Origin of the sequence: Nitrosospira sp. Nsp1, from assembly GCF_900100985.1 — a bacterium.
GTDB lineage: Bacteria > Pseudomonadota > Gammaproteobacteria > Burkholderiales > Nitrosomonadaceae > Nitrosospira.
On record NZ_FMUF01000007.1, the window covers coordinates 71,259 to 83,569 of the forward strand.

A 12,311-nucleotide genomic window follows, 5' to 3' on the forward strand; every position below is an offset into this window, starting at 1 on the left:
ACCTGCACGGACGCGATGACGGTCGATATCGGCTTTGGAAAGTACTTGAAAAAGACGAGGAAAACGAAGACGCGAGTGAGCGTTTTTTGAGGAAACCGGCAAAACAGAGGTGTGAGCAGCGAGGTAGAAGGCGCAATAATTGCAGCGCATTGCGCCTTCAACGAGGTCCGTCAAGCTTCCCGTCGGGAGATCGTTACCGTAGCGACGCAGCAATTTTTGGTGAAGGAATCTGTGCTGAACGCATGCCAGCCGGGATGATGGTGGCAATAGTTACGTATCGCTTGGACTCTCCGCTGGTTGACCCGAAATTGATGGGCTCGACGGGCGTCTTCATACGGCGCAATGCGCTGCGCTTATTGACGCCCTACCGTCGAGTTACAGTCTGGCTATTCTCGGGTCTTGTGCGGGTCTACTGCCTTGCATGGTTTAATTTCAGTTCATGAAAGTGTTCAATTAAAATTGAGGCGAATGCTGCCGAAGGCGCTTAGGGGGTTGCCGGGCAAGGCCCCGGCAAACGTGGGATTGGTATAATAAGTTTTATTGGTCAGGTTTTTTACGTTGACCGCGAGTTCCACCTGTTTGATACGATAAGAAATGGCCGCATCGTACACAACGTAAGAAGGCACCTTCAGCAAGTTTAAACTGTCGGCATAACTGTTGCCTTTATAGGTCACGCCAAAGCCCAATGTTACACCCCGTGCAATCCCGCTTTGAATCTGGTAGCTGTTCCACAAACTGGCCATATTCGTGGCAACGCCTACTGGCCGAGTTCCAAAAACACTTCTCGATATGCCAAGAACAGCATTGTTTGCCACATTGCGTGACAGTGTTTCGGGGTCCATCCACACGCCGTTACCTATGATGCTCAAGCCATCAATTGGGCGCAGGCTCATGGTTACTTCCACACCGCGCGATCGATCGTTTCCATCCGGGGTTGGGTTATTATTACTACCTGGCAAAGTGACGAAATAATTGCTGCGGCTGCTTTGAAACAGCGCCACGTTCACGTCCGCCCTGCCATCCAGCAGCGTGGTTTTCGCCCCCACTTCTATCTGATCCGAGGTTTCCGGCGCATTCGATACTGCTCCAGCCTCCGTCGTCAGGTTGACGAAAGCACCCGTACTATAGCCCGCGTAAAATGCCAGATTCTTGGTGGGTTGATAGACTCCACCTGTCGAGTAGGTAGTAATCGACTTTGTTTGAACAACCTCGCGATATCTGGAGTCAGTAACTCCCGCAATCGTCGTAGTCTGAAAACCCTTATCGCTCCACTGGACCAAGTCATTTCGTATACCGAGGCGCAGCTTGAATTGCTCACTCAGATCGATCTGATCTTGCGCATAAAAAGAGGTTTGATCGCTATTGATCCGGCGGTCAAACATTGGCGCGAATCCTGTAACTCCCGGCGAGCTTAATGAAGTTTCCAAGCCGGATAAAGTATAAAGATTGACATTTGGTAAATTGAAATCACGACGGATAGTGGCAATGTCGGTATTCTTGTATTCGAATCCACCCAAAAAGGTATGCTTAACCGGTCCCGTACTTGTTTTCCAGATAAATTCGTTTTGAAAAGTGGCAAACGCCGCATTATCGAGTTGATGGCGCCCATTGCGTCCAGTAATCTGGCCGAGTGCACCTGCACTACACCTCGAATTCACCACGCTTCCACAAGCCTGATTTCCTCCCCCATTTCGAAGTATATCCATCGTCCGCGTATCGTATGTGAATGCGGTTCGCATGGTCAGGCCGTCGGATATTGTCCAGTTATGGACGGCGCTAATCCGATTGATTATATTGCTGGTCCGGTTGAACGGGCTGTAATAGCGGTTGTTGCGAGAGACTGATAACTGGGAATTACCATCGAAAACGGTACCGTAATTATCCGGTTTGATATGTATGTCGCGATGGTCGTAGTCTATCAGGAGCGTTTTATCGTCCGCCAAGCGCCAGATGAAACTGGGGGACACCTCATAAATATTCCGCTCGAGTCCGCGGAAACCATCGGCATGCTCTATATCCGAAATGACGCGTCCGGCAAAACGATCCCCGATGGGGCCTGTCAGGTCTACGAATCCGTTATAGGTGCCGAAGCTGCCGATCATGGTCCCCGCAGTCATACCAGGCGTCCTTTGCGGCTGTTTGGTAATCATATTGATGCTGCCACCGGGGCCGGCGACGCCAAACAGCGCAGAACCCGGGCCTTTTAATACCTCGATACGCTCGACATCGTACATGGTGCGGTAATAGCCGTTTTGCGGCGCGGTTCCGTCAGGCATGTTGTCGCGAAAAAAACTCAGCGGCAGGCCGCGCGACGTAAAGTTATTGGCGAATCCGTAGCCACCACCCATCAGGGGCTGGACGCTGCTGACGTTGCGCATGGCGTCATTCATGTCGATCACGCCCTGCTCGCGCAACAGCGCGGCCGGCACGACGGCAATGCTTGCGGGAATATCCCGCGAAGGCGTATCCGTCTTGCTTCCCGTCGTCGCCACATCCTCAATCGTGCCGGGGCGGACCCGGCCGGTGGTAATCTTGATTTCCGGCAACTCCGCCTTTTTTTCGGTTTTTTCAGGATTGCCGCTTTTTTCCGGATTGCCCGTACTTTCCTGGGCTACCGCATGCGAGGGTATAAGTACCCACGCCAGCAACAAGGCCACATGGACGCGCCGGAATTCGAACTGAGACAGTTTTTTCATTGATCGCTCTGTTATATTTTAATTATTGGCTGGCTACAGGCGACGATGGCGTTGGCTGGCTATGGGATTGTTTGCCCTGCGGGAGCAAGGGAACTCTAGATTTATATGGGCAGTGTTTCGCCTCGACTCTTGTTGATTGGCGATGGGAAAAAAGATGATTTCATGACAGCGATAGCGTGGTGAGCATAAGAACGACTGCAGAGGTCAATACTGTGCCGATCAACCCCGCCGCCATCAGCCGTGGGCCATGCAGACGGCTCCACAGCAAGGTGCCGGTTATCGCGAGAACCAGCAAACCGCAAGCCAGCGTATCGGTGAGCAATATCCACACATTGGACATGCCGGTTCCCTTGTGAAAATTGGCCAGCGTTGCCCAGGCGTTGGCTTCTTTCTGTTCGATACGTGTTTCCATGTCGCCTTGCCAGTATTCCGCATTAAGGCTGAGGTTGGGTGTGGTAAGCGTGACGCGCCAATTTTCGGGCTGGTTTATCTGGCCGCCACCCCAGGGAACCGGACCGCCGGGTTTTTTCACGATACGCGATTTGGCGTGAGGCATTTTAAATTTCACGCGCAGCCAGGCTTCCAGCGCCTCCGCCGATTGCAAGCTACCCACCGGCGGTGTGAGCGTCTGGTGAGTTTCGTGCTGCGCGGCAAGCAGGATTTTCATCTCGCTACGATGATTCAGCAGAATACCGGAAGTGCCGAATATCAGGCCGAGTACCGCTCCCCATAACCCCATCCAGGCGTGCGTTCGGCGCAGCCAGACAAGAAAACGGCCCCGCTTCATACCCTGCGATAAAAACAGGTAACCGCGCGGCTCGGTAACCGGGCGTGGCATTGCGCTTGCCCCGGCCGCGCTTTGCCTGGTTGCAGGTGCGGGTGCGGGTGCGTCGGATTGCAGCGTACTCATCTGTAAATGCTAAATGTAACCTTGTGACTCTCGACAGCGTATGCCTTGCCCTCGAAATTGCCCGGATTGATCAACTCATGCTTCGCCTCGACCACATAAAGACCGGGTTCCAGCACGGTAAGCGGAACCTCTCCTTTCTCGTCCGTATGCAAATGCTTTTCCCAGCCATTGGGCGCAATAATGATGACCTCCGCCTTCGGGACGGGCTTCCCCTGGAAGCTCAAACGCAGCAGGTTGTCGCTGCTATGTATATCGAGTGGCAAACTGCCGCCGTTGCCCAGCCGCGCATAGAGAAACCTTCTTTGCACCGGGGCGGGGTTTTCGCCCTGCGGCTCGCGTATGGGTTGCTTGAGCGCTTGTACCAGCACCGTCGCTCCCCCGCCGGGTATCGCAAAATAATTACTCTGGCGACTGGCTTCGACAGACTTTTCCTTACCATTCGCATCGATCACAGTCACTGTCGGTTGAATGATGTTGTCGAGCTTGCCGGGTGAGACTTCGCGCCGATCTTCGGCATATTCGCCGAAATAAAGCTTCGAGGCTGCGGTTTCACCCTTGTCGCTTTCGAGCCACAATGCGTGTGCTGCGGCGTTGAAGCTGAGCAGGCTACCCAGGATGGCGACAGCGGCGGCAGGGATAATGGCTGCAATCTTCATGATATTTTTTCCTTTTTTTGTATACACCGAGGTGAGCTAAACTATTTCAAGGCTATTTCGAGCGGCCTTCCTTTGTTTCAGGCAGGACGCGCCAACGCGTGGACATCCCCGCCATCATATGATCGTCCACATGGCAATGCAGCAGCCAGTTGCCAGCCGAACGCGGCGTCATGTCGACCGAGGTCATGCTGGCGGGCAGCACTTCGACCACATCGGTGCGGCGTCCATGGTCAAGCACCGTCTGCCCATGCCAGTGCACGGTATGATTGTCAGTTTCGTTGCCGAGCGCGACGACATGCCAGCGGACGCGCTTTCCCAGACTTGTTTCATAGCCATGCAGATTACCGAAAATACGACCGTTGATCGTATGCTTCATGCCGCTTTCTTCCCCGTTTTCTTCATTGAAGATCATGAACAGGGTCGTGAATTCCTGATCCACGTCTCGCGGCGCGGGATCGACGGCGGAGCGCGCCATGCCCTGCCGCGTGACGATAATAGTGCCGATGAGGCCAAGGTTTGCTTCTTCATCTTCCATGACATGAGAGTGGTAAAGCCAGACTACCGATGAAGGGTCTGCCGGGCCGGGGCCTGCGTCTGCGTCCACCACCCAGGTATAGGTAAATGATTTACCGGGAGGAACGGCCGCCCCCATACCGGAACCATCCGCGCCTTCACTGGATTTGTCGTAAAACAATCCGTGCGGATGCATGGAAAGCGGCCGGTCGGTTTTATTCAGGAAATGAACTTTAAGGGTATCTCCCACCACGGCTCGAATCTCTGGCCCCAGAATTCCCGTCCATGCAGGCTGTGGCAGCGGCTTACTATAGTTTTTGTCCGCATAACCGATATAACGGTATTTAGGATATGTCAACGTCTTACCCCATACCCCGAGCCCGGCATCCGGCTTGAGCAGGTTTTGCCCGGATGGCGCGTAGTTCCAGGAAGTTTGCTCCGCCGCTATCCAGTACTCTCTCACTGCCGCCTGTGCTGCCTGGGCCGGAATCCACATACAGAAGGCAATAATAAAAGTCGCCAGTGCCGTAATCCTGCCTTTATAACCAACACTCATGTGCTTCTCCGGGACCATGAAGCAACCAGCTGGCGGGCCTCCTCCGCTTGGCGTCCGCCCACGCGCCTCTGCCGTGGCTGCGCACGTGAATCATGTTTAGCTCTGTCATGGATAACTTTATTAGACGATGGAAGTGGATTGAACAGGGCTGTCGCACCCGGCGGGTGCCGTAGCTAACGCAGCCAGCGTTGCCACACCCTTGCGAAAAGTAGGCAAGCCTGAACGGTCGAGCAACACGCAGGGCTTGCCCGAATACTTACAGTAGCGCTTCACAGTGAAGTAGGTGTAGTGGTTTACGCAATCGACCGGGCAAACCACCAGATCGGCATGGTCGAGCAAGGCAGGAAGATGATCTCCGCCGTGAAGCGGACCTCTACGATAGATGAGTAACCTGCCGCCTGAAGCCTCTACCATGCGGTGATACTCCGGGTAGAGTGCAGCGCGACCACCCACGCATAGGACGCGACGCCCGGCAAGATCGAAACCAGCATGCGCGCCGGCTTGTTTCTCATCAAGACTATCGCAATCCCCTGCCGATTCTGCGGTAGATGCACTGCCAGGACGCCGTGATGCCGTGGGCGCCGCAGGCGCCCCAGGCGCGGCGGAGACCTTGACCAGCGGAACCCAATCTGTTTCTGGTGGGACAGGAATTTCCGCATCGGCGAGCTTGCGCTCAAGCAGATCGATGCGTGACAACAATGCTTGATGACTGTCAGCCGGCTTCGATGCGGTTATTGGATCCTCTGCCGGCAAAAATGAGGGCTTATTCGAAGCCCATCCGTGGCGCACAGTACTGGTGAGTCCGGTATGCTGTAAAAAGAAGGTGCTGCGATTGATCCCGAGAAACGAAAACGACTTGACGACCTGATCGAATTTCTTTTCCAGCAATGCCAGTAAATGGCGGGCAAAAGAATCATCGGCGTTGTGGGCGCTGTAAGCGCTGTGCGGATTGGCACGGCCGGCCCCGCTAACGGCTTCTTGCCGCAGGCCGGATAGCACGTGGGCGCTCAAGTCTTCAACGGCATGGAGGCAAGCAAGTAGAATCACGTCGGGGCGGGGTGCTTCTGCAATCATGGGGGCGGTAACGCTCAAGGTCGCTGAACCGGTTGTCCTGGTTGCCCTGGTTGTCTTTAGCTGCTTCACAGCCCGCGCTCCGTGACAGGTTATAAAAAAATGCTGGCTTGCCCTGTACGGACTGGCTGGCTAAAGCCGCTGGGTAGGAGAACCCAGCGGCACGGATTATTTACATCTGGCTCTGCAGCCAGTTCTGTATGCCCACCTTCTGCATTACTTCCAACTGTGTTTCCAGCCAGTCGATATGCTCTTCGGTATCTTCGAGGATTTCTTTAAAAAGCTCGCGCGAAACATAATCCTTCGCCATTTCGGAAGCGGAGATGGCGGCAAGCAGCGTCTCCCGTGAAGTCATTTCGAGCCTGAGGTCGCAAGCGACGCATTCTTCAGCCTTTTCACCGATCAGGAGCTTGCCGAGCTCTTGCAGATTGGGCAATCCTTCCAGAAACAGGATGCGCTCGATCAATGCATCGGCATGCTTCATTTCCTCTATTGATTCTTCGTATTCTTTTTTGCCCAGGCTTTCAAAACCCCAGTTTTTATACATGCGGGCATGAAGGAAGTACTGATTGATAGCCGTCAATTCGTGTTGCAGTTGGCGGTTGAGCCACTGGATAATGTCTGCGCTGCTTTTCATGTTTATGCCTCCTCAGGCGAGATCTCGTATAAACGAGTGGGTTTGTGTAGATGATGTTGCGACAAGGTTTTTTGCATCAGTGCTTTTTCCAGCACCTCCTTGGCATGGCAGGCACATATTCCGCATTGCCCGCTCACACCCAGGCAGGTTTTCAAATCCCGCATCCGGTCGGCGCCTTGGGAGACAGCTTCGCGGATTGCGGTATCAGTTACACCTTTGCATACACAAATATACATGATGAGCGCCTAAAGTCTACTAATTCAACTATTTGGTTAAAATAAGCTTGCCGTTACGGGTACGCCGCAACCGGTATTGTTCGCCCTGGTGCTGGATAAATATCTCGTCTCCCTGCGAAAACAGGGTGTCGCTAAAGATGCGCCTGTTGCGGTCCAGCAAGACGAAGTTCTGTTTATCGACGTTGGTATCCGGAACTGTATGTGACTTTTCCATTTGGGCCGCTTCCGCAATTATTAATGAGAATGATTCGTATTATAGGCAACTTTAAACGAAATGCAAGAGTGCGGATAAAAATATTTTAGGGATTTATTTTGGACTGGATTTTTGGGCTTGGTATCTGTAGCAACCAGCAATAACTGCAACTGACCGGGCGGATGGCATCAACACCACGACCGCTGGCAGAAAGCTGGTTTTTCATACCATGGGCGCACTGGCCGAGTTCGAACGTGCGCTGATTTCCGAACGGTCAAAGGCCGGGATGCAGGCTGCAAGAGAACGGGGGAAGCATTTAGGTCGGCCAGCTAAATTAAACCTAAATCCGGTACCAGCTCTTTATTTTTATCTACCGTTGCATGTCTCCTTGAAATCATGCACAATTAACCCTGTTTAATTGAGAAATTAACAAGGAGCAGACCATGCAAAGCATGACCATAGAGCAGCTACGCGCTGCAAGTAACGCCGGCGGCGTGTCAGGCGTGACCTTGAAAGGACAGGGCGGAGCGTTTCTTGTCCAGATTGCCACCCGCAGCGGTTCCGGTGCCGTGCTGTCGAAGGCACGCAGTACCGAGCCGCGCCGCTTCGGCAATCCGCTGGCCGCGTTGAAGGTGTTGCGTGATATTGGCATCACGGTAGGCAAGTTCGACGCGAGCGAATACGACCCCGCAGACAAGGAACCGGACGCGGGCAACCGGGGCAGAGCAGATGCCATGCGTGAAGCGCACGAAGCCGCCGCCTATAACAACTGGCTGGCCGGCGAGATTCAGGCATCCATTGACGACCCCCAGCCGAGCATTCCGCACGATGAAGTCATGGCGCGGATGGATGCCCGGATTGCTCGCCACAAGGCGGCAGGAGAAAAGCGCGCATGAACCAGTCGCCACAGCAGCTCAAGGTAACCGACTGACCTATGACAAAGGCAAAAATCCTTTATCGCATCGTCTGGAGACCGATAGCCGAGGCCGACCTGGATAGCATCATTGACTACATTGCCCAGGACAATCCGAACAAAGCGGAGACGTTCGGCCAAGAACTGCGCGACAAAACTTTGCCGCTTGCGCAGCATCCCAAGCTCGGCCGCACTGGCAGGCCTGGTCTGCCGGTTTTCCTGCGCGAGCTAATCACACATCGGAACTACATCGTTTTTTACCGCGTGCTGGATGAGGCGCGCACCGTCGAGATATTGAGAGTGAAGCATACGACCCAACAAACGCCATGATTACCAGCCCCGGCGCGCGAGCGCAGGTTTTTCAGAAGTGGCGAAGATGAATGCATGGTCGAGTAGCCCAGAGGAATCTCACCTATGCCGGAATGACTGAACGATAGGAGCGGTATGAATCGAGAGGTTCACATACCGTTGCGTGAGAGCCTAAAGGTGAGATTCCTCTGTACCACTCGACCACATACCGATGAGTTGACGCGTGATGATATATTCGATGCGCTCGATATAATTGGTTCTAGTCTTCAATATTTATTTAGCATGTCTCAAACTGAACACCCCCACAGCCACCTTCCCGGTGGCGTGGGGGTGAGTCTTATTGCTCGGTACAACCAGCTTTGAAAAAATTAAACCGTTTCAAGCTCAAGATGAACCCGACGACCAATCGCCGTAGCAATGTTCACCAGTGCATCGAGTGAGAAGCGCGACACACGACCTCGTAGAAGATCGTTCATGCGCGGTTGAGTAACGCCGCAGCGAGTAGCCGCTTCCGCTTGCGTCCAGCCGCTTTCCTTCACGATAGCCGCGATTTTCTGCATAAGTTCGGCCCGTGTGCGCAAGTTAGCCGCTTGTTCTGGCGTGTCCGCAATCGCATCCCACACACTGGCGTAGTCCTCTATCTTGCTCATTTGCTGCCTCTTATCAATTGGGCCAAGCGCTCTTTGACGATATCTGTGTCTCGCTTCGATGTGGCTTGCGTCTTCTTTTGGAAGGCGTGAAGCACGAAAACCGCGTCAGCGAAGCGAGCCGTATAAATAACCCGGTAAGTGCCGGAGTCATCCCTCACCCTAATTTCCTCAACACCCCTGCCAATTGAAGGCATGGGCTTGAAGTCGTCGGGTTGTTCGCCACGCTGCACTTTGTCAAGCTGATAACCCGCATCGTGCCGTGCGTCTTCCGGAAAATCCCGCAGGAACTTGAGCGAGTCGCCAAGGAATCGTACCGGTTTCATGCAATGAAGTATATCCATTTAGATATATTTTTCAAGGTGAAATTCCTTAAGCCAGCAGTGCCAATTCCTGTTCGTCCGGCTTTGCGGCAGGGCGCGGCGCATAGACGATGGAGCGGGCAATCCCCGCCAGTTCGCATTGCCGCGTCAGCGCCAAGGGATCACGCGCGCTGACCAATGTTTGCGTGCTTCTACTGGCATATCCCGGACTTTTTTTAAGCTAATCCAGTTCCGTCTTGAGCCGCCCGATTTCGGAGTAGAGTCGCTCCGGGTGGGCGGATTGATCCAACCGGCCTGGGGCCGCGCCTGGCGTCAAATATGCCTGCTGCCTGTTCTTGCAACTCCTTCTTCCACAGCCCCACCTGGGTAGGATGCACTCCAAACCCCTGGGCAATCTCGTTTATCGTCTTGACCCCCCAGATGGCCTCAAGCGCCACCTTGACCTTGTATTGACCGCTGAAATTCTTGCGCTTACTTTCACTCACAACCGCGGCCAGGCGCAGCCTTGACCACGCTGCACTTTTTATTTCAGCCTCCAAACTCCGTATTTCTTGATCTCGTCGTGCATGGCGTCCGGTGCCAGGTCAAGTTCACCTGGCCAGGTTACCGCGCCAAGTTCGACGTACACCTGGGCGAATAGATCCGGATCGGCCAGCACGGCAAAAACACCGGCATCGGGCGCATGTACCCTCTCAGCCATATCGACTTCGCCTTCCAGTCCATCGATGAAGCGAACGTGTAGCCGATAGTCGTCAAGTGCTTCTACTGCCTTCACCCGCCAAGGTGCCTTTACTTGTATAGGCGGGACTACAGAAGAGGCGATATCTTCTTTGGTGATTGCCTGAGTTGACATAATTCCCAATCCACTAAAGTGCGTATGTCGATTACTACTTCATCTTCCGCATAAACCGCGTGAAAATGCGGCGGCGAATGATTGCACCAATACATTTGAATTATAATGCCATAAAACGTGCTTAGGATCGGCATGATTCTCTCTCCTTGGTTAAGCGGCTTTCTGTGTGCTTTGGTTACTTTCCACTAAATCCATGATATAGCGGTGTGCTTTGCTGGATTGGTTGGCTGTGGTGAATATTGCGCGTTTGTCGCTTTTCAGCACCTTAAACCATGATTCGATATACCCGGCATGATTCGCGATCATTGATGCGGCAAAGCCGGGTTCCGCATTCAGGAAAGCACTTCCAAGCTCAGCAATCAATCCTCGAAAGCGTAGAATTCTGTACCGAATCGGCTGCCGAAGTCACGCGCTAAGCGGTGCTTGGCTCCGGTCCAATGCGTCAGCTCGTGCAGGGCTACGCTGTAGAACTCGATCTCGGAAGCAAAGCGGTTTCGTTCCGGTAGGCAAATCTCATCGGTCGAGGGGCGGTAAAACGCTTTCTCACCTTGTTCGCGGATGGCTGCGCGCCAGGCACGTAAGCCCGAGAGCCAGCCTGAATGTGTAAAATATTTTGTGTTATTCTTTACGCCTGCGTTTACGCTATACGTCTGCGCGGCACGCCGCAAATGAATTCGTCCAATGCTGCATATGTTATCAAGCGCCACTCTCGAAGCGGCTAAAATGATGCCGCATGAGAAAGACTGTTGCCGCTGACAGTGACGCGGCCTTGCTGCGATATCGAAACTGAAACGGAAACTGAAGCCCCGCCGTTTCGCGATTCTGCAAAGCGTCTTGATGCAGCGCGTAAAAACGTGCACCGACGCACACTGCAACTTCTCAACTAATTAATATCCGCCACCTATATCATTCACCTTGTGGCCACAACCGTACATGCAATACCTTTACCATCCCACTCCATGCAAAACTTCTCCATCCTGCCGCGCGAAATGGCCGCTAGCCTTTGGCGTAATCGCGACCTGATCATCGCGTTGGTCAAACGCGAGGTCATTGGACGTTATCGAGGCTCTGTCATGGGCATTGCATGGTCGTTCTTCAACCCCTTGCTCATGCTGGCGATTTATACATTTGTGTTTTCCGTCGTATTCAAGGCACGCTGGGGTGTAGGCGGAGAAGAAAGCAAAACGGATTTCGCGATTATTCTTTTTGTCGGCATGATCGTGCATGGGCTCTTCGCCGAATGCATCAACCGAGCGCCTGCACTGATATTATCCAACGTCAACTATGTGAAGAAAGTGATTTTTCCGCTGGAAATACTGCCGTGGGTCGCATTTGGCTCGGCGCTGTTCCACACAATCATCAGCGTTGGCGTGTTGCTGATCGCTCAGCTAATCTTCAGCCATCAGATGCCATGGACAGCAGTTCTTTTCCCCTTTGTCCTGCTGCCGCTGATTCTCATTGCAATGGGTTTCGCCTGGTTTCTGGCGGCGTTTGGCGTATTTGTACGTGACATTGGGCAAGTCACCGGCATGTTCACAACTGTGTTGCTGTTTCTCTCGCCGGTGTTCTATCCTTTAAGTATCTTGCCGGTAAAATATCAGGGCTGGCTGCAGCTCAATCCGCTCGCATTCATCATTGAGGAAGGGCGCAAGGTACTGGTCTTCGGCCAGTTGCCGGATATTGGACAGTGGGCCATTCTGATGGCGGCAGGATCAATAATCGCCTGGGGCGGGTTTGCCTGGTTCCAGAAAACCCGCAAGGGATTTGCGGATGTTCTCTAAAATTCAAAAACATCGCA

At 53.5% G+C, this 12,311-nt stretch carries 18 protein-coding genes and 2 pseudogenes; 4 read left to right on the forward strand and 16 right to left on the reverse strand.

Translation table 11 applies throughout. The features are described from left to right. Positions 1-449 precede the first annotated feature (449 nt). The 8 genes from BLP78_RS06235 to hemP all read right to left on the reverse strand — a co-directional run bounded on the left by BLP78_RS06235 (position 450) and on the right by hemP (position 7,489). Complete coding sequence (locus BLP78_RS06235) at positions 450-2,696, reverse strand: TonB-dependent receptor (RefSeq protein ID WP_090457625.1); 2,247 nt, start codon at positions 2,694-2,696, stop codon at positions 450-452. A gap of 160 nt (positions 2,697-2,856) precedes the next feature. Continuing rightward, a complete protein-coding gene (locus tag BLP78_RS06240; protein ID WP_090457627.1) occupies positions 2,857-3,606 on the reverse strand; it encodes a PepSY-associated TM helix domain-containing protein in 750 nt (249 codons plus the stop codon). Further along, positions 3,603-4,262 carry a hypothetical protein gene (locus BLP78_RS06245; protein ID WP_090457629.1) on the reverse strand — a complete coding sequence of 220 codons (660 nt, stop codon included), beginning with the start codon at positions 4,260-4,262 and terminating at the stop codon, positions 3,603-3,605. Before BLP78_RS06245 ends, BLP78_RS06240 begins: the two co-directional genes overlap by 4 nt. A 52-nt stretch (positions 4,263-4,314) precedes the next feature. After that, positions 4,315-5,331, reverse strand: coding sequence for a multicopper oxidase domain-containing protein (locus BLP78_RS06250; RefSeq protein ID WP_090457631.1), 1,017 nt, complete (start codon positions 5,329-5,331; stop codon positions 4,315-4,317). Between the two features lie 120 nt (positions 5,332-5,451). Then, on the reverse strand, positions 5,452-6,474 hold the full coding sequence (locus BLP78_RS06255; protein WP_143002899.1) for a DUF2325 domain-containing protein: 1,023 nt from the start codon (positions 6,472-6,474) through the stop codon (positions 5,452-5,454). A gap of 100 nt (positions 6,475-6,574) precedes the next feature. Further along, positions 6,575-7,039: a bacterioferritin gene (gene bfr, locus BLP78_RS06260; protein ID WP_090457635.1), complete on the reverse strand. Its 465-nt coding sequence runs from the start codon at positions 7,037-7,039 to the stop codon at positions 6,575-6,577. Between the two features lie 2 nt (positions 7,040-7,041). Then, positions 7,042-7,275, reverse strand: coding sequence for a bacterioferritin-associated ferredoxin (locus BLP78_RS06265; protein WP_090457637.1), 234 nt, complete (start codon positions 7,273-7,275; stop codon positions 7,042-7,044). A gap of 28 nt (positions 7,276-7,303) precedes the next feature. Beyond that, positions 7,304-7,489, reverse strand: a complete 186-nt coding sequence (gene hemP / locus BLP78_RS06270; protein WP_090457639.1) for a hemin uptake protein HemP — start codon at positions 7,487-7,489, stop codon at positions 7,304-7,306. Between the two features lie 166 nt (positions 7,490-7,655). Between hemP and BLP78_RS06275 the strand changes: the two are divergent. The 3 genes and pseudogenes from BLP78_RS06275 to BLP78_RS06285 form a co-directional block, all read left to right on the forward strand. Continuing rightward, positions 7,656-7,805, forward strand: a pseudogene (locus BLP78_RS06275) (recombinase family protein); the annotation flags it as partial. A 106-nt stretch (positions 7,806-7,911) separates the two neighbouring features. Next, positions 7,912-8,364: a type II toxin-antitoxin system RelB family antitoxin gene (locus BLP78_RS06280; RefSeq protein WP_090457643.1), complete on the forward strand. Its 453-nt coding sequence runs from the start codon at positions 7,912-7,914 to the stop codon at positions 8,362-8,364. Between the two features lie 38 nt (positions 8,365-8,402). Next, a complete protein-coding gene (locus tag BLP78_RS06285; protein ID WP_090457645.1) occupies positions 8,403-8,711 on the forward strand; it encodes a type II toxin-antitoxin system RelE/ParE family toxin in 309 nt (102 codons plus the stop codon). 347 nt (positions 8,712-9,058) lie between these two features. Here the strand turns inward: BLP78_RS06285 and BLP78_RS06290 are convergent, their stop codons facing one another. The 8 genes and pseudogenes from BLP78_RS06290 to BLP78_RS15780 all read right to left on the reverse strand — a co-directional run bounded on the left by BLP78_RS06290 (position 9,059) and on the right by BLP78_RS15780 (position 11,220). After that, positions 9,059-9,340, reverse strand: a complete 282-nt coding sequence (locus BLP78_RS06290) for a helix-turn-helix domain-containing protein (RefSeq protein ID WP_090457647.1) — start codon at positions 9,338-9,340, stop codon at positions 9,059-9,061. Continuing rightward, positions 9,337-9,663, reverse strand: coding sequence for a type II toxin-antitoxin system RelE/ParE family toxin (locus BLP78_RS06295; protein ID WP_090457649.1), 327 nt, complete (start codon positions 9,661-9,663; stop codon positions 9,337-9,339). Before BLP78_RS06295 ends, BLP78_RS06290 begins: the two co-directional genes overlap by 4 nt. Positions 9,664-9,709: 46 nt before the next feature. After that, positions 9,710-9,838 (reverse strand): hypothetical protein, encoded by a 129-nt coding sequence (locus BLP78_RS15935; RefSeq protein ID WP_256330121.1) that lies wholly within the window; start codon positions 9,836-9,838, stop codon positions 9,710-9,712. 153 nt (positions 9,839-9,991) lie between these two features. Continuing rightward, positions 9,992-10,106, reverse strand: a pseudogene (locus BLP78_RS16215) (IS3 family transposase); the annotation flags it as partial. A gap of 77 nt (positions 10,107-10,183) precedes the next feature. Then, positions 10,184-10,513 (reverse strand): DUF2442 domain-containing protein, encoded by a 330-nt coding sequence (locus BLP78_RS06305; RefSeq protein ID WP_090457653.1) that lies wholly within the window; start codon positions 10,511-10,513, stop codon positions 10,184-10,186. After that, positions 10,468-10,647, reverse strand: a complete 180-nt coding sequence (locus BLP78_RS06310) for a DUF4160 domain-containing protein (RefSeq protein WP_090457655.1) — start codon at positions 10,645-10,647, stop codon at positions 10,468-10,470. The genes BLP78_RS06305 and BLP78_RS06310 overlap by 46 nt, the downstream gene beginning before the upstream one ends. A 16-nt stretch (positions 10,648-10,663) precedes the next feature. After that, positions 10,664-10,819, reverse strand: coding sequence for a zincin-like metallopeptidase domain-containing protein (locus BLP78_RS16220; RefSeq protein WP_371128861.1), 156 nt, complete (start codon positions 10,817-10,819; stop codon positions 10,664-10,666). A 53-nt stretch (positions 10,820-10,872) separates the two neighbouring features. After that, a complete protein-coding gene (locus BLP78_RS15780) occupies positions 10,873-11,220 on the reverse strand; it encodes a zincin-like metallopeptidase domain-containing protein (RefSeq protein WP_218118929.1) in 348 nt (115 codons plus the stop codon). Positions 11,221-11,472: 252 nt separating this feature from the next. On the opposite strand from BLP78_RS15780, the gene BLP78_RS06325 reads away from it, so the two are divergent. Continuing rightward, positions 11,473-12,294, forward strand: coding sequence for an ABC transporter permease (locus tag BLP78_RS06325; protein WP_090457661.1), 822 nt, complete (start codon positions 11,473-11,475; stop codon positions 12,292-12,294). Positions 12,295-12,311 lie beyond the last annotated feature (17 nt).